18 protein-coding genes and 1 pseudogene are annotated in these 17915 nt (G+C 72.3%); 11 read left to right on the top strand and 8 right to left on the bottom strand.

Features of this window, described 5'->3' with window-relative positions; genetic code table 11:
• Position 1: 1 nt before the first annotated feature.
• Genes VGP36_24230 through VGP36_24190 form a run of 9 tightly spaced genes read left to right on the top strand, consistent with a single transcriptional unit; the run spans position 2 to position 7669 of the window.
• Entirely contained in the window at positions 2–1093 is a 1092-nt protein-coding gene (locus VGP36_24230) for an ABC transporter ATP-binding protein (GenBank protein ID HEV7657821.1), read from the top strand.
• Positions 1086–2417 carry an MmgE/PrpD family protein gene (locus tag VGP36_24225; protein HEV7657820.1) on the top strand — a complete coding sequence of 444 codons (1332 nt, stop codon included), beginning with the start codon at positions 1086–1088 and terminating at the stop codon, positions 2415–2417. The genes VGP36_24230 and VGP36_24225 overlap by 8 nt, the downstream gene beginning before the upstream one ends.
• 2 nt (positions 2418–2419) lie before the next feature.
• Positions 2420–2536, top strand: coding sequence for a hypothetical protein (locus VGP36_24220; GenBank protein HEV7657819.1), 117 nt, complete (start codon positions 2420–2422; stop codon positions 2534–2536).
• Positions 2537–2549: 13 nt separating this feature from the next.
• Positions 2550–2693 carry a hypothetical protein gene (locus VGP36_24215; protein ID HEV7657818.1) on the top strand — a complete coding sequence of 48 codons (144 nt, stop codon included), beginning with the start codon at positions 2550–2552 and terminating at the stop codon, positions 2691–2693.
• Positions 2694–2718: 25 nt separating this feature from the next.
• Positions 2719–4236: an AMP-binding protein gene (locus VGP36_24210; GenBank protein ID HEV7657817.1), complete on the top strand. Its 1518-nt coding sequence runs from the start codon at positions 2719–2721 to the stop codon at positions 4234–4236.
• Positions 4237–4256: 20 nt separating this feature from the next.
• Positions 4257–4988, top strand: coding sequence for an enoyl-CoA hydratase-related protein (locus tag VGP36_24205; protein ID HEV7657816.1), 732 nt, complete (start codon positions 4257–4259; stop codon positions 4986–4988).
• Positions 4989–4993: 5 nt separating this feature from the next.
• The gene (locus tag VGP36_24200; protein ID HEV7657815.1) at positions 4994–5722 is read left to right on the top strand and encodes an enoyl-CoA hydratase/isomerase family protein; all 729 of its coding nucleotides are present in this window, start codon (positions 4994–4996) and stop codon (positions 5720–5722) included.
• On the top strand, positions 5722–6669 hold the full coding sequence (locus VGP36_24195) for an LLM class flavin-dependent oxidoreductase (protein ID HEV7657814.1): 948 nt from the start codon (positions 5722–5724) through the stop codon (positions 6667–6669). Before VGP36_24200 ends, VGP36_24195 begins: the two co-directional genes overlap by 1 nt.
• Positions 6670–6715: 46 nt before the next feature.
• The gene (locus tag VGP36_24190) at positions 6716–7669 is read left to right on the top strand and encodes a D-2-hydroxyacid dehydrogenase family protein (GenBank protein ID HEV7657813.1); all 954 of its coding nucleotides are present in this window, start codon (positions 6716–6718) and stop codon (positions 7667–7669) included.
• Here the strand turns inward: VGP36_24190 and VGP36_24185 are convergent.
• From VGP36_24185 to VGP36_24160, 6 genes and pseudogenes are all read right to left on the bottom strand, one after another.
• A complete protein-coding gene (locus VGP36_24185) occupies positions 7597–8349 on the bottom strand; it encodes a GntR family transcriptional regulator (GenBank protein ID HEV7657812.1) in 753 nt (250 codons plus the stop codon). The two genes, VGP36_24190 and VGP36_24185, sit on opposite strands and share 73 nt — an antisense overlap.
• Before the next feature lie 335 nt (positions 8350–8684).
• The gene (locus VGP36_24180) at positions 8685–9569 is read right to left on the bottom strand and encodes a hypothetical protein (protein ID HEV7657811.1); all 885 of its coding nucleotides are present in this window, start codon (positions 9567–9569) and stop codon (positions 8685–8687) included.
• A 283-nt stretch (positions 9570–9852) separates the two neighbouring features.
• On the bottom strand, positions 9853–10458 hold the full coding sequence (locus VGP36_24175) for a nucleoside deaminase (GenBank protein ID HEV7657810.1): 606 nt from the start codon (positions 10456–10458) through the stop codon (positions 9853–9855).
• A 241-nt stretch (positions 10459–10699) separates the two neighbouring features.
• Complete coding sequence (locus VGP36_24170) at positions 10700–12820, bottom strand: MFS transporter (GenBank protein ID HEV7657809.1); 2121 nt, start codon at positions 12818–12820, stop codon at positions 10700–10702.
• Positions 12821–12883: 63 nt separating this feature from the next.
• Positions 12884–13006 (bottom strand): annotated as a pseudogene (locus tag VGP36_24165) (SDR family NAD(P)-dependent oxidoreductase).
• A 2-nt stretch (positions 13007–13008) separates the two neighbouring features.
• Positions 13009–14484, bottom strand: coding sequence for an NAD(P)/FAD-dependent oxidoreductase (locus VGP36_24160; protein HEV7657808.1), 1476 nt, complete (start codon positions 14482–14484; stop codon positions 13009–13011).
• 116 nt (positions 14485–14600) lie between these two features.
• Here VGP36_24160 and VGP36_24155 point away from each other — a divergent pair, with 116 nt between their 5' ends.
• Positions 14601–16091 carry an aldehyde dehydrogenase family protein gene (locus tag VGP36_24155; GenBank protein HEV7657807.1) on the top strand — a complete coding sequence of 497 codons (1491 nt, stop codon included), beginning with the start codon at positions 14601–14603 and terminating at the stop codon, positions 16089–16091.
• Between the two features lie 31 nt (positions 16092–16122).
• Positions 16123–16743 (top strand): QsdR family transcriptional regulator, encoded by a 621-nt coding sequence (locus VGP36_24150; GenBank protein ID HEV7657806.1) that lies wholly within the window; start codon positions 16123–16125, stop codon positions 16741–16743.
• 73 nt (positions 16744–16816) lie between these two features.
• Here the strand turns inward: VGP36_24150 and VGP36_24145 are convergent, their stop codons facing one another.
• Together VGP36_24145 and VGP36_24140 are read right to left on the bottom strand one after the other, a co-directional pair.
• Positions 16817–17518, bottom strand: coding sequence for a phosphotransferase (locus VGP36_24145; GenBank protein ID HEV7657805.1), 702 nt, complete (start codon positions 17516–17518; stop codon positions 16817–16819).
• A 124-nt stretch (positions 17519–17642) separates the two neighbouring features.
• On the bottom strand, positions 17643–17915 hold a 273-nt coding region (locus tag VGP36_24140), incomplete at its 5' end, for a hypothetical protein (GenBank protein ID HEV7657804.1).

Genomic DNA, 17915 nt, shown 5'->3' with positions numbered 1-17915 from the left:
AATGTCGGCCATCCACGTGATCGGGTTGCACAAGCGGTTCGCGCGCACGCCGGTCCTCTCCGGGGTCAGCTTCGACGTCGAGGAGGGCAAGTTCGTCACGCTGCTGGGGCCCAGCGGATGTGGCAAGACCACCACGCTGCGGTCGGTGGCCGGGTTGGAGCGGCCCGACGCCGGCGTCATCAAGCTCGGCGAGCGGGTGATCTTCAACGACACCACCGACCTGCCGACCCGGATGCGCGACGTCGGCATGGTCTTCCAGTCCTACGCGCTGTGGCCGAACATGACCGTCGAGAAGAACGTCGGCTTCCCGCTGCGGGTGCGGTCACTGTCCACAGGCGACGTCCGCCGCCGGGTCCGGGAGAGTCTGGAGATGGTCGGCCTCGGCGCGCTCGGCGCGTCGTACCCGTTCCAGCTCAGCGGCGGCCAGCAGCAGCGGGTGGCGCTGGCCCGGGCGCTGGTCTACGAGCCCAAGGTGCTGCTGCTGGACGAGCCGCTGAGCAACCTCGACGCCCGGCTGCGCAGCCAGCTGCGGCTGGACATCCGGCGCATCCAGCAGGAGGCCGGCATCACCGCCCTCTACGTCACCCACGACCGGCAGGAGGCGCTGAGCATGTCCGACAGCGTCTGCCTCATGCGGGACGGCGAGATCGTCCATCAGGCGTCCCCGGGGGAGATGTGGCGCTCTCCCGGGACCGCGCACGTGGCCCGGTTCCTCGACGCCGGCGTCCTGCTCGCTGCGCGGGTGGTCGGCACGGACGGGTCGTACACGACCGTCGAGGTGGAGGGGCAGCGGGTGACCGCCGCCAGTCCCCGGAGCTGGACCGTGGGCGAGGCCTGCGCACTGCTCGTCCGCAACGCCCGCATCCGCCACCACGCCGGCACCACGCCGTCACCGGAGTCCGGGACGGAGGTGCTCGAGGCCCGCTGCGTGGTGTCGGCGACGGTCGGTGACACCCGCGAGGCCCAGTACCGGGTGGGCGAGCAGAGCATCCGCATCACCTCGCCGCTGGCCGACCACGACCACGTCCCGGCCGGGGAGGCCGGCGTCATCAGCTTCGGCCGCGACGACGCCAGCGTGCTCACCGATGACTGACGGCAGCGTCAGCGCGGACGTGGTGGCCTGGGCCCGCGGGCAGCTCGCCGCGGGCCTGCCGGCCGCGGTGCTCGAGCGCACCCGGCTGCACGTCGCCGACTCCGCCGGCATCGCGATCGCCGCCGCCCGGACCTCCGACCTCGCCCGGGCCGTCGCCCGCGCGATCGGCGAGGGCACCGAGGGCACCGGGCTCTACCTCGGTCCGGACAGCGCGCATGCCTTCGGCAACGGCGCGCTCATCCACCTGCTCGACTACGACGACGTGTACGACCCCGGCCACGTCCACCTGTCCGCGGCGACCCTGCCGGCGGCGTTGTGCGCGGCGGCCGAGACGGCGGCCCAGGGCCCGGCGGTCCCCGTCGTCGACGCCGTCGCGCTGGGCAACGAGCTGGTCTGCCGGCTCGGCGACGTGGCCGCGCTGACCAGCCCGACCTCGAACTGGTTCCTCACCCAGCTGTTCGGCTACTTCGGCGCGACCCTCGCGTACGGGCTGACCGCCGGGCTCTCCGACGCCGAGCTGACCTCCGCGCTGGGCCTGGCGTACATGCAGGCGGCCGGGGGCAAGGAGGCCGCGTTCGGGGTGGGCGGCACGGCGCGGGCGGTCTATCCCGGCTTCGCCGCCCGCGGCGGCGTCGACGCCGGCCGCCTGGCCCGGGCCGGCATCACCGGTCCGGCCCGGGTGTTCGAGGGTGCCGCGGGGCTGTTCCGGATCTACCTCGGATCGCCGCTGACCGCGGACGGCGCCGCGCTGCTGACCGGCTCCGGCTGGCGGCTGCTGGACGCGGAGGTGAAGCGCTGGCCCTGCTGCCGGATCTCGCACCCGTACGTGGCCGGGGTGCTGGACCGGGGGCGGTTGCCGGGCGACCCGCTGGCCGCGGCGGTGACGATCCGGGTCGACGCCCGGTCGCGACCACTCTGCGAGCCGCCGGCGCAGCGGGCGAACCCGGCGACCCTGCAGGACGCCAAGTACAGCGTGCCGTTCCTCGTCGCGCTCGGCCTCGTCCACGGCGACGTCGGCCTGGCCACGCTGGACCGGCCCGTCCTCGACGACGTGCTGGTGCAGAAGGTGGCGGCAACGGTCCGGATCGAGGACCTGCCGGCCGGTCCGGACGAGCCGCTGGTGGTCGTCGACGGTGTCGGCCACGGCCGCCGGGACGACTTCGGCCCGGGCGAGTTGTGGCGGACGGTGGAGACGAAGTTCGTGGCGGACATCGGGTTCGCCGGCGGCACGCCGGACGGCGCGCGGGCGCTGTTCGACGCGCTGCTGACGGATGATGCGGACGTCCGGTCGGTGCTGGCCGGCTGGCGAGTGGACGGGAGCTGAGCATGGCGAACAAGACCGGCGCGCGGGTGAAGTGCGCGCAGTGCAACGGGGAGGTCGTGGTCACCCGGGGCGGCGACGGCCAGGTGCTGTGCTGCGGCACGCCGATGGCTCCGAAGTAGACGGGGAGCGCCGATGTACGAGCTGGGCAAGCGAATGACCTGTGCGAACTGCGGGAGTCAGTGCCTGGTGATCGTCGCGACCGACGTCGGGGTGCTGACCTGCTGCGGGCAGCCGATGGAGCTGGACGAGGCGAAGAAGCTGCCGTCCTCGGACTGACCACAGTGGACACACCGGAGGATTGATGAACATCGCGACGCTGCTGGAGCTGCCGTCGTTGCTGGCGGGCGACTATCCGGCCGTGGTCGAGGGCGGGCGGTCGCTGAGCTACGCCGAGCTGGCGTCGCGGGCCGCGGCGACGGCCGAGTTCCTGACCGCGTCGGGGATCGGCCGCGGGGACGTGGTCGGCTATCTCGGTGCCAACCACCTGCCTTTCGTCTCGGCGGCGATGGGGTCGGCGGCGATCGGTGCCTGCCTGGCGGCGCTGAACTACCGGGCCGGCCCCGAGGACCTGCGTCACCTCCTCGTCGATTCCGCGGTCCGCCTGCTGGTGCTCGACACCGGGGCCGCGCCGGGCGCGGCGGACGTCGCGGCGACGCTCGGCGTACCGGTGGTGACGCTGGACCGGCTGGCCGAGATCGAGGCATCGGCGCCGTCGCGGGGGCTCGAGGTGACCGTGGCGACCGAGGAGGCGGACCCGGCGGTCCTCATCTACACCAGCGGCACGACCGCGCGGGCGAAGGGCGTCGCCCTCTCCCACGGCGCGCTCACCGAGTACGTCCTGGCCCGCACCGACGCGGCCGACGGCACGGACGTCGGGCGCACCCTGCTGTCCGTACCGCTCTTCCACGTCGCCGGCATCAGCACCCTGCTCGCGTCGCTCTACGGCGGCCGCACGGTCGTGCTGGAGCCGCGCTTCGAGCCGGCCGAGTGGCTGGCGCTGGTGGCCAGGCACCGGGTGACGCACGCGTTCCTGGTGCCCACGATGCTGGCGAAGCTGCTGGACTCGGCGGCGTTCGCCAGGGCCGACCTGTCCAGCCTGCGCTCGATCTCCTACGGCGCGGCGCCGATGCCGCCGACGCTGCTGCACCGGGTCGTGGCCGCCTTCCCGCCCGAGGTGGGCTTCAGCGGCGCGTACGGCCTGAGCGAGTCGACCTCGACCGTCGCCGTGCTCGACGAGGACGACCATCGCCGGTTCATGGCCGCCCGGACGCCCCAGGACGCCGAGCTGGTCCGATCCGCCGGCCGGCCGGTCCCCGATGTCCGGATCGAGATCCTCGACCCGGACGGCGCCCCGCTGGGTCCTGACCGGGCCGGGCTGATCGCGATCGTCTCCCGCCGCAACGTCCAGACGTACTGGACGGCGGGGGAGCGGGCCGCGGCGTCCCCGGCCGAGACCCGGCTCGTCACCGGCGACCTGGGTCACCTGGACCAGCGGGGCTACCTGTTCATCACCGGACGCCAGTCCGACCTCATCATCCGCGGCGGGGAGAACATCTCCCCGCTGGAGGTCGAGAACGCCGTGCTCGGCGACTCCCGGGTCGCCGACTGTGCGGTCGTCGGGCTGCCGGACGAGTCCTGGGGCGAGATCGTCGCCGCCTTCGTGGTCCTGCGCGACCCCGGTACGGACTTCGGGCTGGGGGACGCGGTCGCCGCCTGCGCCGGGCTGACCCGGAACAAGCGGCCGGAGCGGCTGGTCGTGGTGGAAGAGTTGCCGCGCACCACGACCGGCAAGCTGTTGCGGCGGGCACTGACGGCCTAGCGGGACGAGAGGGAGGCAGCATGGCAGGACGCGAGGTGGAGGTCACGCGCACCGGCGGACGGGTCGAGCTCGACCTGCCCGGCGGCCGGCTGACCCGGTCCACAGTGGACGAGCTGATCGCCGCACTGACCGACGTGGTCGACGACGACACCGTCCGCGTCGTGGTCGTCGGGGCGCGTGGACCGGACTTCTGCACGGGTCTGGACGCCGGACTGGCCTCGGCCCGGCTGTCCGTCCAGCCGGCCGAGGCCGTCGCGGCCGTCGGCGTGCCGGTGGTGTTCCGGCTGCGCGGCGCGGTCCACTCCGGTGGCCTCGAGCTCGCGCTGGCCGGCGACATCCGCATCGCCGCGCCCGACGCCACCTTCGCCCTGGCGGACGTGTACGGCGGCGCCCTGCCGTGCTGGGGTGGGACGCAGCGGCTGCCGCGTCTGATCGGGGTCACCGCCGCGGGCGGCATGCTGCTGCTCGGCGATCGGCTCGACGCCGCGGCCGCGATCCGGTCCGGACTGGTCACCCGGGTCGCGGCCGATCCGGCGGCCGAGGTCGAGGCGGTCTGCGCCACGCTGGATTCCGCCGCCCCGCTGGCGCTGCGATTCGTCAAGGAGGCGGTGCTCGGCGGCGCCGAGCTGGACATGGCTGCCGGGATGCAGCTGGAGGCCGACCTGAACTCCTTCCTGCAGCTGACCGAGGACCGGGACGAGGGGCTCAGCGCGTTCTTCGCGCGCCGGCGGCCGTCGTTCCGGGGCCGGTAGGCGCAATGGGGACGATCCGGGCCGAGCTGGAAGCCGCGGACGGCGATGCCGGCCGGGTGATGCGGCTGACACTGGCCGGCGAGACCAAGGTCAACGCATTCGACCTGGCCATGCGGGACAGCCTGATCGAGCGGCTCGCGCTCTGCCGCGAGCATCCGGACGTGGGCGCTGTGCTCGTCACCGCGGAGGGTTCGAACTTCTCCGCCGGCGCCGACCTCGCCGAGTTCCGGGCGCCCGGCACGGTCGTGCGCAAGCGCTGGATCCGGGCCAGGCGCAACGTCTGGCGGGCGTTGTGGGAGTTCCCATTGCCGATCGTCGTGGCGATGCGCGGCTACGCGTACGGGTCCGGGTTCGAGCTGGCGCTGCTCGCGGACATCCGGGTGGCGGACCCGGACACCCGGTTCAGTCTGCCGGAGGCGCGGCTGGGCATGCTTCCCGGCGCGGCCGGGACCCAGTCGCTGGTGCGGACGGTGGGCCGCGCGGTCGCGCTGGAGCTCATCTGCACCGGCCGGGTCATCGACGGCGCCGAGGCCGTCGAGCTCGGGCTGGTGCACCGCCTCGACCCCGAGCCGGAGAAGGCCGCCGCGGCGCTGGCCGCCCAGCTGGCCGCGCTGCCCCGGCCGCTCGCGATCGCCGCCAAGCGCGCCCTGCGCGCCGGTGTCGACGGGCCGGCCGCGCTCGGCCTGGCCGTCGAGCGCCGGGCCGCGGTGGCCGCGGCGCTGGGACGGCGCTGATGCTCGGCTCGGTCGTCAGCGCCCGGGCACCGCTCGCGGACGTACTGGACCAGGCCGCGCTGCTGGAGGCACTCGGTTACGACAGCGTCTGGGTTCCCGAGGCGGCCGGCCGGGACGCGATCGTGCTGTGTGCGGTGATCGGACAGCGGACCGAGCGGATCACCGTCGCATCCGGGGTGGCGTCGCTGGCGTTGCGCGACCCGATCCTGCTGGGGATGCAGGCGGCCACAGCGGCCGAGGCCTGCGGTGGCCGGTTCGTGCTCGGGGTCGGCGTGGGCCACCCGGAGACGGCCGCCGGCGGACGTACGGTCCGGGTTCCGCCCACCGCGCCGGAGCTGGCCGCGGCCGTGAGAGCCGTCCGGGTGATGCTGGACCGGTCGGCCCCGCCGGCCGATCGGCTGCACGGCGTACACCTCGCGGCGCGACCGCCGATCGTGCTGGCGGCGCTGTCCAAGGAGCTGGCCGCGGTGGCCGGCGAGTGCGCGGACGGCATGATCCTCAACTGGGTGACGCCGGAGCGGGCGGCGACGCTGACCGCGACGGCGCGGGCGGCGGCAGGCCGGGCCGGTCGCGATCCGGCCGCGCTCGCCGTCGCCGCCTACGTGCCGGTGAGCGTGACTGAACAGGCGGACGCCGCCCGGTCCCAGCTGGCGCGCCAGGTCGTCGCCTACGGCGGGCTGCGGGCCTATCGGCGCAGCTTCGAGAACTGCGGGTTCCGGCCCGGCACCGACTTCGGCCAGGATCCGGCGGCGGTGTCGGCGGACATGCTCGACCGGCTCGCCGGCATAGGCACCGCCGCTCGGGCCCACGCCGTGGTCGCGGACTTCCGGGCCGCCGGCGTCGACCTGCCGGTGCTCGCTCCGGTCCTGACCGGGGCCGCAGACGGCTGGGCGTCCCTGGTCGGCACCTGGCAGGCGCTGGCGCCGCCGGGCGTCCCGGATGCCTGACGCCGACGGGATGTCCGAAGTGGACCGTGGAGAAGGGGTCGGAGTGCTGCCTCGCGTCGTCGTCCTGGACGACTACCAGAAGGTCGCCCGGGACAGCGCGGACTGGTCGCCGCTGTCCGGACGGGTCGAGCTCGACGTATGGCACGACCATCTGGCCGATCCGGACACGCTGGTGGCGGCGCTGGCCGAGGCGGACGTCGTCGTCGCGATGCGGGAGCGCACCCCGCTCCCGGCCGGGATCCTGGCCCGGCTGCCGAGACTGCGCCTGCTGGTGACCACCGGCATGCGCAACGCCGCGATCGACCTCGATGCCGCGCGGGCGCGGAACATGCTGGTCTGTGGCACCGGCGGGTCCGGCGCCGGGACCGGCGAGCTGGCCTGGGGGCTGCTGATCGCGCTGGCCCGGCAACTGCCGGCCGAGACCGCGGGGGTCGCCCGAGGCGGGTGGCAACTCGGCCTCGGCCGCGAGCTCGCCGGCGGCACGATCGGCATCCTCGGGCTCGGGAAGATCGGCACCCAGGTCGCCGGATACGCACGCGCCTTCGGGATGCATGCGCTGGCCTGGAGCCAGCACCTCACTCCGCAGCGAGCGGCCGCCGCGGGGGCCGAATGGGTGGAGAAGGACGAGCTGTTCCGCCGCTCCGACGCTGTGACCGTCCACATGACACTGTCCGACCGGACGCGCGGTCTCGTCGGCACCGCGGAGCTGGCGTCGCTGGGGCCGAGAGGGTTCCTGATCAACACGTCGCGGGGGCCGATCGTCGACGAGGCCGCGTTGCTGGCGGCGCTGCGCGACGGCGTGATCGCCGGAGCGGCGCTGGACGTGTTCGACGCCGAGCCGCTGCCGGCCGGGCACATCCTGCGCGACCTGCCGAACGTGATCGCGACGCCGCACCTCGGCTACGTCACCGAGCAGAGCTATGCGGTCTACTTCCGGGAGGTGGTAGCGGACATCGTCGGCTGGCTCGACGGCCGACCGGTGCGCGTGCTGGCCGGCTGACCCAGGTCAAGCTCATAGAGCTGGCCGCGCTCGGCCAGCAGCGCGATGAGGCGCTCGGCGTGTTCATGGGCGCGCTCGGCATAGCTGGGAATGATCGCGTCCACGTCCTGCTGTTCGATCGCGTCGGTGACCCGGTGCATGCACACCGACTCGATCTCGCGCGTCCCGGCCACCTCGGCAAAGAAGTTGCCGGGGACGATGTTGCGGAAGCGGGCGATGGCGGCGCGCAACCGAGGTGAGCCTCCGAAGTCGGCGAGTTGCTTGCCGAAGGCCTCGCTGTGAATGCTGAATTCGTCCGCCGAGTCGCTCGTGTCCGCAAGAGCCACCAGAATCCGCAGACTGCCGAGCAGGCTGGCGTCGCCCATTCGCGCACATTGCTGCGCGGCGAGGGCGAGAGAGAAGCCGCGCATCTTGAAGAAGCTGCGGAGGTCCTCCGCGTAGAACGGGACGACCACTGCGCCGCGGTTCGCCTCCAGCCGGACATAGCCTTCACCGTGCAGGGTGACCAAGGCCTCCCGGACCGGGATGCGGCTGATGTCCAGGGCGAGCGCGACCTGGTCCTGCGGGACCTTGGTATCAGGCGCATAGTTGCCGGTGAAGATCTCCCGACGGATGTAGTCGGCCGCCGCGACGCTCGCGGCCTTCGGGCGGTCGATGCCATGAACGGTCGAAGGCTTCATTGTGATCCTGCACGTCGCATCGGTCCCACCCCGGATCCAGGCCTGCAGTCGTCACCGACTATGCAACGGTGCCCCGAATCCATTCGTACACTATATACGAGTTTCCCCGTCCCGACTGCGGCAGTTGTACCGGCGACCGCCCCGACGCTGAATGCCCCTCGCGGGCGGCGAGAAGTTCCGTCCGAGTTCGATAGGACCGGCCGGATGGCATCTCGGCAGGACGTCACCCGCGCTCAACGCCAGGCGGACGCCACCGTCACCGCGGCGAAGCCCCGCCCGGCCGCCCGGGCCGCCGCCCGGTCCAGGGCAGCGCCGAGTTCCGCGGATGGCCTGGTTCAGTCCGGAATCAGCTGCTGCCATCGACCGGGGCCGTTGAGCCGCTGCAGCCGCAGCGCCTCGTCGTGGTAGCCCTGGCGGGCCTCACTCTCCGTGTGAAATGCCAGGGACTTGCCGCGAGGCTCGGTGGACGCCACATACCAACTGCCGTGGTCGCAGCCGTCGGGTAGACGACCGAGCCGGATCTGGAACGACTTGCGCGGATCTGCGGCAGCGAACTCCCACCGGGCCACGGGCGTGAGGTCGACACGGCCGGACAGCCAGCCGGACGGCAGTTCATCACGACGGGTTCCGGCACGTTCGGTTGACCAGCGTTCAAGATCTTCAGGCTCGATGAGCAGGTAGGCGGCCAGGATTCGGGACGCTCTCGACAGCCCGTACTCGGCAGGCATGTCCGGGTCGAGCTTGAACTGGTTACCGCCCAACCCGATGAGCCGACCCAGTTCCAGTGCCTCCGTCGTGCCTGAGAGCAACTCCTCGCGAACCGGGAGGATGTGTTGCAGCCATCCCAGACCGGTCATGTACAGATTTGCTTGCTCGGCGTCTGCGGCGTAGTACCGGAACCGCAGGAGCAGGTCGTCGTCCCGGGTATCTGCCGCGAGACCTTGCCCGAAGTCGCCGACGACATGGGGGGCGACGGCCTGCGTGGACAGCTTTTCGAGAGGAATGGCGAAGCCGACCTCTCGCGGGCCGTTGTTGTCGAAGTACAACCAGGCGTCGAAGCTCCGCTCGATGAAGGCGTCCATCTCCGAGCTGTGGTCGTGCCATTCCATCGTCGCGGCGAAGGACGTCGCTGTCACCGTCGGCTGCCCGGCCATCATCCCCAGTATCGACTGCGTGTCGTTGTCGAGAACACGGCCGACCACCGCGCCTTCGACGGACACGTAGTCACGACCCTCGTACCAGTGCAAAGCCCTGCCCATACTCGAAGCTCCTGCAGCCGTCTCGCCCGATCACATCCACTGCGATCCGCAACGATAGTGACCATGGCCTACCTGAACCGCCCCGGCGAGGCCGGATCGTCAACGAACTGAGGCTTCGGACTCGCCGGGGCGGTTCACAGCGAAGATCATGAAGTGTTGCGATGACCCCGTTGAGACCGCCCGCTGGTCGCGCGGACGCGCGCTTGTGCCGTGAAGCGAGCATGTCGTGTCGGGCCGGCGAGGGTCAGGTGCGGCGGCTGTCCATGGCGGCGGGCAGTGGTGCGTGTGAGGCACGTAGGTCGGTCAGCCGGGATCGGGCTCGTACGGCGGCGGCGTAGGCGTCCGGGCGTACGGTGCGGTGCGGCTGCAGTACGGCGTCCGGCGCTGCTGCGTCGAGCAACCATACGAGGTGCAGTTGCTCGGCGAATGCTCCGCGCTCGTCATGGAGGGGTCCGTACGGGCTCAGCGGTCGGCGTCGCGCCTGGGGCGTGTCGATGGCGAGGTGGGCGCTGCCGCCGTACGGGTCGGGCGCGGCGTAGTGCAGTGACGTGATCGTGGACTGGATCGCGGCGCCCAGACACATGCAGCACGGCTCCAGCGTGGTGAGCAGCACGTGGTCCCCGTAGCTGCGAGTCGGGGGAAGGACGGCGAGGGCGTTGATCTCAGCGTGTGCGATGCGGCTGTGGGCGAGCTGGCGATCGGCGATCGGCGGTTCGAACCTCCGTCCGCGGCCCTCGGCCACGATCGTGCCGTCCGGTGCGAGGACGACCGCGCCGACCGGCGTGGTCCGCGCGCAGAAGCTTTCCCAGGCCAGCGTCAGGCAGCGTGACCAACCCGCAGCGGTGTCCACCCCCGGATTCTGATGAGTTGATCGGACGAACGCACTCTCATAGCCGCGGGTCGCGCGCCGCTCGGGCACCCAGCTGCCGTGAGCTGCCACACAGGATGAGGTCGCCGGGTGAGCGATTCGAGCGGCGGCGGCCTTCCTTCTCGTGCACCACGTGCTCCCGGTGGGCACGAGGCCAGCGCCTGGGTCGGCGCCAGCACGGAGGCGGCCGCGGTGACCGGCCGGAGAGGACCGGTCCGGCGGGTCAGCTCGAGGGCCGGCCCGCCGCCGGCTCGCCGGCCAGAGCGGCGAGTTCGCCGCTGATCGCCTCGTCGTGGGCCTGGGCGTCGGCGCGGGCCTTCGCTGGGCTCCACCGGCCGGTGAGCAGCCAGATGAACGGGAAGAACACGAGCTGGCCGGCGAAACAGATCCACCACCAGCGCTGCCATTGTCCCGGTGCCTCGGTGGACGCCTTCTGCACGCCGGGGCCCTCGGTCTGCAGGTAGGTCAGAGCAGTGACGACCTTCGGGTCCTGCAGGCCCGGGCCGTACTTGGCCACGAAGGCGAGATCGGCGGCCGGGACGGTCCCCAGGGCGGTCAGCTGGGTCACGGCCTGCGCGACCGGTGCCGCGTTGGCGGCGAGGAACGCCAGGTCGGCGGCCGGGACCCGGGCCAGGGCCTGCAGCTTGGCGGCCGCCGCAGCGGCGGGGACGCGGAGTCCGGTCGCGATCTGTCCGACCGCCCGGGCCTGGGTGGCCCGGTCCGCGGGATCGGCGGTCAGCGCGGCCAGGGTGGCGGGGGCCAGGGTGGCGGCGGTGGCGAGCTGGTCCTGGTACTGCGTGCTGAGTGTGATGACCCTGCCGACGTCGGCCGCCGGCTTGCCGGAGATCTCGCTGATGGCCTCGGCCTGGATCGCGGGGTCCTGCGGCGTCGCGGTGAGCGCGCCCGTGGTGGCCGGCTTCAGCTTCGCCGCGGTGGCGAGCTGGTCCTTGTAGCGAGCGGCGAGCGACTGGACCTTCGGCACGATGGTGGGGTCGGCGGCGACCGCTTTCACGGTCTCGTTCTGCGGCGCGGACAGGGTGGGGTCCTGGCCGGACACCAGCGCGGTGACCCGGGCGCCCTTGTCCACCAGGATCCCCGCCGACGGGATCGCGGCGATCAGGCCGAGCAGCGCGAACACGACGACCGTACGCAGCGTCGCCCCCCAGACCGCCAGGCCGGTCGCGGTGGCGGCGGGGTTGTGCTTCTCGACGGTCTCGGTGAAGGCGGCCATCCAGGCGGCGAACGTGATCGCCCCGCCGATCGAGATCAGCAGGATGATCCACACGAAGTGGTAGTAGCCGGTGGACTTGTCGGTGGTCGTGATCGCGAACAGCGCGACGCCGACGGCGCTGATGACGCCACCGACGACCATGAACGGCTTGCGCACCTTCAGCCGGTCGGACAGAACGCCGGTGATGATCAGGGCGATGCACTGGAAGCCCCAGTACCAGTTGCCCAGGGCGTTGGCGCGGGCTTCGCTGTAGCCGAACGTGGTCGCGAAGAAGACCACGAACAGGCCGACCGCGATGTAGTAGAAGAGCAGGAACACGCTGATCGCGAACGCCGGCCCGATGATGTCGGTGCGCAGCATCTGCCGCCAGCTGCCCCTGGTCGCCTCGTCCGGGTCGATGCCGCGGGCCCGGGCCTCGATCAGCGTCCGTTCCCGCAGGCTGATCATGAGCTGGTCCCGCAGCCGAGGCGCGAGCTCCCGCAGGCCGATGAACGCGATCGCGAAGACCACCAGCCCGACGACACCGCAGACCCGGAATTGGTACTGCCAGTCCGGATGGGCGTTCAGGGTGTGGCTGGAGACCTCGGTGACGACCAGGCTGCCGACGACCGGACCCAGCGTCCAGAATCCCATCGCCGAGGCCCGCCCCAGCTGCGGGGAGAAGTCCCGGATCAGGGCCGGTGTGGCCACCAGGATGACGCCCTCGACCAGGCTGACGAGGGCGAACAGCACCAGGTAGACGGTCTTGTTGGACGCCTCGGCCAGCGCGAGGACCAGCACGCCGGTGAGGGCCAGGCCGTAGACGACGAGGTTGGCCCGGCCCCAGCGGTCGGCCAGTCCGGCGGCCACGGATCCCAGCGCACCGACGGCGTTGCCGACGATGGACACGGAGATCAGGTACGCCAGCGACATGTCCAGGTCGGCGCTGATCTTGGTGGCGACCGAGCCCTGCACGTACAGCTCGTAGTACAGGACGATCGTGGCGATGACGACGATCCCGAGATAGAGCGCCCGGTAGCCGTTGGCGGGATAGCGGTCGAGCTGCCGCCCCCAGATCCCGCCCCTGCTCGCGATGGATGGCGAGGAGTCAGCAGCCCCTGCTGTGATTGACATGCCGGTCCGTTCTGCCGAGGGTGAAGGTCAGTGTTCCCGACTCAGGAAGCGGTAGGTGGCCCCGTCGAGATCGGCCACGTGGACCGCGGCGCCCCGCTGGGCCAGCAGCCTGGCGATCGACCGGCCGATGCCGGAGCCGGCGCCGGTGACGACCGCGGTCCGGCCGGCGAGGTGTCCGGTGTCGATGCTCATGCCTGCGGTCCGAGCAGCGCCGGGGCCGGCCGGAACTCCAGCTCCGGGGCATCGACGGGACCGCGGAACAGAACGGCGTCCTTGGCGTAGTGCTGCCGCAGTCGCCACGGCGCCCGATCTCCCTGCAGCGGCAGGGCGGCGCGGGAGCGCTCGAAGTAGCCGGAGGTCATCTCGATGATCGGTCCGGTGGCCATCGGCTCGGCCGGCAGCCGCGGGGTGACGACCGCGTACCCGCGCTGCCGCAGGAAGACCAGCAGCCGGGCGACGTAGGCCGAGACCAGGTCGACCTTGAGCGTCCAGGAGGCGTTCGTGTAGCCGGTCGCGAAGGCCAGGTTCGGCACCCCGTCGAGCATCATCCCCTTGTACGCGACGCGTTCCGGTATCACGACGGCCTCGCCGTCGACGGTCAGCTCGAGCCCGCCGAGGGGGAGCAGCGTCAGCCCGGTCGCGGTGACGATCACGTCGGCGTCGAGGGACGCCCCCGAACGCAGCCGCAGGCCGGTGGAGGTGAACCGCTCGACGTGATCGGTGACGACGTCCGCCCGGCCGGAGGAGATCGCGGTGAAGAAGTCACCGCCCGGCACCAGGCAGAGCCGCTGGTCCCACGGCTCGTACGCCGGGGTGAAGTGGGTGTCCACGTCGTAGCCGACCGGCAGCCGCTTGACGACACCCTTGCGCAGCAGGCCCCGGGCCCATCCGGGGTACCGGCGGAACAGCCGGTAGATCGCCGTCGCCGTCCAGATGTTCTTGCGGCGCACCGCCGCGTACGCCCGGCGCGCGGGCAGCACCCTGCGCAGCAGGTCCGCGATCGGGTCGCGATCCGGCAGCGACATGACGAACGACGGAGAACGCTGCAGCATGGTCACCTGTGCGGCCGTGTCGGCCACCGCGGGCACGAGCGTGACGGCGGTGGCGCCGCTGCCGATGACGACGACCCGCTTGCCGGTGAGGTCGAGATCCTCCGGCCAGTGCTGCGGATGCACCACCGTGCCGGTGAAGTCCGCGCGGCCCGGCCAGCTCGGGGTGTAGCCCTCGTCGTAGCGGTAGTACCCCGAGCACAGGTAGAGGAAGCCGCAGGTGTGGGTGCTACGCGCGCCGGCGTGCTCGACCGTCACCGTCCAGCGGGCCTCGGCTGCGGACCAGTCGGCCCCGATCACCCGGGTGTCGTAGCGGATGTGCTCGTCGACGCCGTACGCCGCCGCTGTCTCCCGGACGTAGCGCAGGATGTCCCCGCCGTCGGCGATCGCGTTCGGCTGGGTCCAGGGCCGGAACGGGTATCCGAGCGTGAACATGTCGGAGTCCGACCGGACCCCCGGATACCGGAACAGGTCCCAGGTCCCGCCGCTCGCCCCGCGGGCCTCGACGATCGCGTAGGAGGTGCCGGGGGCGTCGATCCGCAGCCGGCAGGCGGCACCGATCCCGGACAGGCCGGCGCCCACGATCAGCACGTCGACATGGTCGGTCGCCGCCATGGTGCCCCCTGTCTGGTTACCTGGACGAAACGATGGCACCTCCAGCGCGTCGCGTGCAACACTTTCGCAACATGTTTCACGAGCAGCTCGGTCGCCGGCCGGCCCCTGGAGGAACGATGACCACGCTCGTCAGCCCGCAGCAGGACTCCCAGGTCGACGACGGCCCGGCGGTCGCGGAGCTTCATCGGCTGTACGCCCTGCAGCGCAAGGCTTTCCTGGCCGATCCCTACCCGGACGTGGCCGCGCGCCGAGCCAACCTGATGGCGCTGGCGGGCATGGTGCTCAGCCACCGGGCGGAGATCCGGGCGGCGATGAGCGCCGATTTCGGAGCCCATCCGGAGCTGTTCACCGATCTCGTCGAGGTCCTCGGGGTCGCCGGCCGGGCGGCGTACGCGGCGGAGCAGCTCGACGGCTGGATGGCCGAGGACGACCGGCACGTCGAACCGGCGTTCTACGGCACCGCGCAGGCCGGCGTCCGGTTCCAGCCCAAGGGCGTCGTCGGCAACATCGTCCCGTGGAACTTCCCGTTCGACCTGTCGCTGGGCCCGCTGGTGGAGATGCTCGCCGCGGGCAACCGGGTGATCATCAAGCCCTCGGACTACACGCCGGCCTGTGCCGGGCTGCTGCGGCACATTGTCGCCGAGACCTTCCCCGAGGACCTGGTCGCGGTCTCGGTCGGCGGCCTGGCGCTGGCCAAGGAATTCCCGACGCTGCGGTGGGACCACCTGCTCTACACCGGCAGCCCGGCGGTCGGCCGCGAGGTCGCGCTGGCCGCGGCCGAGAACCTGGTCCCGGTGACGCTGGAGCTGGGCGGCAAGTGCCCGGCCATCCTCACCGTGGACAGCGTCGACGCCGGCAGCGTGCGCGGCGTCGTGGGCACGAAGCTCGTCAAGAACGGCCAGATGTGCATCTCGGTCGACCACGTGCTTGTCCCGCGGGCGCAGGTCGAGGACTTCGTCACGCACGCCGAGCACTACCTGACCCAGGAGCTGCCGGACTACGCGTCCTCCGCCGACTGCACCGGGATCATCACCGAGCGGCACCTCGCCCGGATCTCCGCGCTGGTCGACGAAGCCCGGGCCGCCGGCGCGCGGCTGGTGACGCTCGGCGGCGACGGGGATCCCACCGGGACCCGGCGGCTGCCGCTGACGCTGGTCATCGACCCGCCCGCGGACCTCCGGATCATGCGGGAGGAGATCTTCGGACCGATCCTGCCGGTGATCCCGTACGACGACCTGGACGAGGCGCTGGCCGCCCTGAACGCCGGCGAACGGCCCCTCGGCCTCTACGTCTTCAGCAAGGACCCGCAGCTGGCCGAGCACGTGCTGACCCGGACCACCTCGGGGGGCGCCTGCGTCAACGTCTGTGCCGTGCAGGGCGCCATGCCGGCCCTGGGCTTCGGCGGTATCGGACAGAGCGGCAACGGGCGGCACCACGGGATCGAGGGTTTCCGGGAGTTCTCCAACCCGCGCGGCGTGGTCGTGCGCGGGACCGGCGACCTGGCCGACGCGTTCCTGCCGCCGTACGGGCCGATGGCGCAGGCGATCGTGGACAGCGTGGTCGGTGGCGCGGTGCCGCCCGAGGCGTCGGCGCCCGGGAGCGTCTGAGTCCCCGATGGCGACTCACGGTGGCCGGCCGATGCGGTTCCCGCGGCTGGCCGGCCCGGCGGAGGACCGGGTCGTGAACCGGGCCGCACGCTGGGTGCACGACGGCCGGCGGCTGGACATGCAGGGTCTCGCCGACGAGCTGGGGGTGTCCCGGGTGACCGTGTTCCGCCGCGGGGGCGGGCGAGAAGACTTGCTCAGCAAGGCCCTGTGGGTGCTGACCGAGCGCACGCTGGTGATCGCCGCGCAGCGGTGGGAAGCCGAGCGACCGGCGGGGGAGCTGCACACGCCCGGCACCGGCCGGCACGTCAACGCCATCGTGTCCCGGTCACCGGGCCTGCGCCGGCTGCTCGACGACGAGCCGGCGCTGGCCCTGCGGGTGCTCACGAACCCGCTCGGCCGCGTGCAGACCGGGATCGTGACCTTCGTGGAGGCGCTGCTGCGGCGCGACATGGCCGAGTTCGGCCTGGTGCCGCTCATCGAGCCGGGCGCCCTCGCCTACGCACTGGTCCGGCTAGGGGAGTCGTTCCTCTACGCCGACGTCCTCGCGGCGCGCCAACCCGACGTCGCCACTGCCGACCGCCTGCAGCAGGCCCTCATCGAGGCCTCGGACCGGGACGACCGGACCGTCTGGTCGACACCCACCGGCGGCTAGGGCCGCCGGCAGCCTGAGGGTTCTCGTGCTGCTCGCCTGCGTGCTGTCAACACGGCCGTGCGCTGGACGGTGGTCAGCCGAGCAGCGCGCGGGTCCAGTCGGCGGTGTGGCGTTCGATGTAGGCGGCGTCGGCGGACCAGGAGCGCCCGTGGCCCTCGTACCACAGCCGGGTCCACGGCTGGTTGCCCAGCGCCGCCTGCGCAGCGAGGAAGTCGGCCATGGATCGGGTCCGAGGCGCCAGCCGCGTCAGGAGCCCGCGGCGCTGGGCGTCGTCGAGCCCGTACGCGTCGACGAACAGGCCGAGCCGCGCGGCCGCGTCCCGGCGGGACCGCTGCGGATCGGCGGACAGCGGGACGAAGCCGTGCGCCGCGTACGCAAGATCCCACAGCCGGGTCCCCGGCGCGGCGGTGTCCCAGTCGATGAACACCCACCGGTCACCGACCACGAGGTTCCATGGAGCGAGGTCGTGGTGGCCGATGATCTCCGTCCCGTCCGCGGGGATGAGCACCTGCCACCGCGGCTCCGGCGGCGGCACGAATCCCGCAACGGCGTCGTGGAAGTCCCGGATCAACCGACCCACCCGGACGAGCCCGCGGTCGGATTCGAGCACGTCCGGGCGGCCGGGGTGCGCGGCCTCTCCGGGGACATAGCTCAGCACCTCTCTGCCCCGGTCGTCGATGCCGAGCGCCCGTGGTGCCGCCGTGAACCCCACCGCGTGCAGGTGGTTCAGCAGCGCATGGACTGCCGGCGTCCACGGACCCACTGGTCGGCGCACCGTGTCTCCCACCCGGACCACCGCCGCGGTCGCATTGCCCCCGACCAACGGGACTTCCCCTTCCGGCACACCAGCAGGCTGGCACATGGCCACGCGGAGTTGGTCGCAAGAGCACGTCGGCGAGCTACAGGCAATTCTCCTGCTGGCCCGATCGCACGACCGGCGCACCGCGCGCCGGCACGGTGGCGACCAGGCACTGGAAGTCGAAGCGGACGATCACCGTGCCGGTTCTGATCAGGACGGTCGCCGGTGGCCCGTACGCGGTCGTGACCGCGGCCCGGACGGTTGCCGGATCTGCTCGCTGCGCCGGCGTGAGGTCGGCCAGGACACGACCCAGCCGGCGGCCACCGTCGGGGGCGAGATCCGGCGGCGGTGGCGGGTCGCCCACCGCGAGGGC

Source organism: Mycobacteriales bacterium (assembly GCA_035995165.1).
In the GTDB taxonomy this organism is placed as follows: domain Bacteria; phylum Actinomycetota; class Actinomycetes; order Mycobacteriales; family CADCTP01; genus CADCTP01.
The sequence above is the reverse complement of the archived record's forward strand: the minus strand, read 5'-3'. Positions and strand labels throughout refer to the sequence as shown.

Bases quoted from the DNA above. Each gene is read 5' to 3' on its own strand.
- VGP36_24205 (HEV7657816.1), top strand. From the start codon at position 4,257: ATGGCAGGACGCGAGGTGGAGGTCACGCGCACCGGCGGACGGGTCGAG.
- VGP36_24160 (HEV7657808.1), bottom strand. From the start codon at position 14,484: ATGGCGGCGACCGACCATGTCGACGTGCTGATCGTGGGCGCCGGCCTG.
- VGP36_24230 (HEV7657821.1), top strand. From the start codon at position 2: ATGTCGGCCATCCACGTGATCGGGTTGCACAAGCGGTTCGCGCGCACG.
- VGP36_24215 (HEV7657818.1), top strand. From the start codon at position 2,550: ATGTACGAGCTGGGCAAGCGAATGACCTGTGCGAACTGCGGGAGTCAG.
- VGP36_24195 (HEV7657814.1), top strand. From the start codon at position 5,722: ATGCTCGGCTCGGTCGTCAGCGCCCGGGCACCGCTCGCGGACGTACTG.
- VGP36_24150 (HEV7657806.1), top strand. From the start codon at position 16,123: ATGCGGTTCCCGCGGCTGGCCGGCCCGGCGGAGGACCGGGTCGTGAAC.
- VGP36_24225 (HEV7657820.1), top strand. From the start codon at position 1,086: ATGACTGACGGCAGCGTCAGCGCGGACGTGGTGGCCTGGGCCCGCGGG.
- VGP36_24210 (HEV7657817.1), top strand. From the start codon at position 2,719: ATGAACATCGCGACGCTGCTGGAGCTGCCGTCGTTGCTGGCGGGCGAC.
- VGP36_24200 (HEV7657815.1), top strand. From the start codon at position 4,994: ATGGGGACGATCCGGGCCGAGCTGGAAGCCGCGGACGGCGATGCCGGC.
- VGP36_24170 (HEV7657809.1), bottom strand. From the start codon at position 12,820: ATGTCAATCACAGCAGGGGCTGCTGACTCCTCGCCATCCATCGCGAGC.
- VGP36_24185 (HEV7657812.1), bottom strand. From the start codon at position 8,349: ATGAAGCCTTCGACCGTTCATGGCATCGACCGCCCGAAGGCCGCGAGC.
- VGP36_24155 (HEV7657807.1), top strand. From the start codon at position 14,601: ATGACCACGCTCGTCAGCCCGCAGCAGGACTCCCAGGTCGACGACGGC.
- VGP36_24220 (HEV7657819.1), top strand. From the start codon at position 2,420: ATGGCGAACAAGACCGGCGCGCGGGTGAAGTGCGCGCAGTGCAACGGG.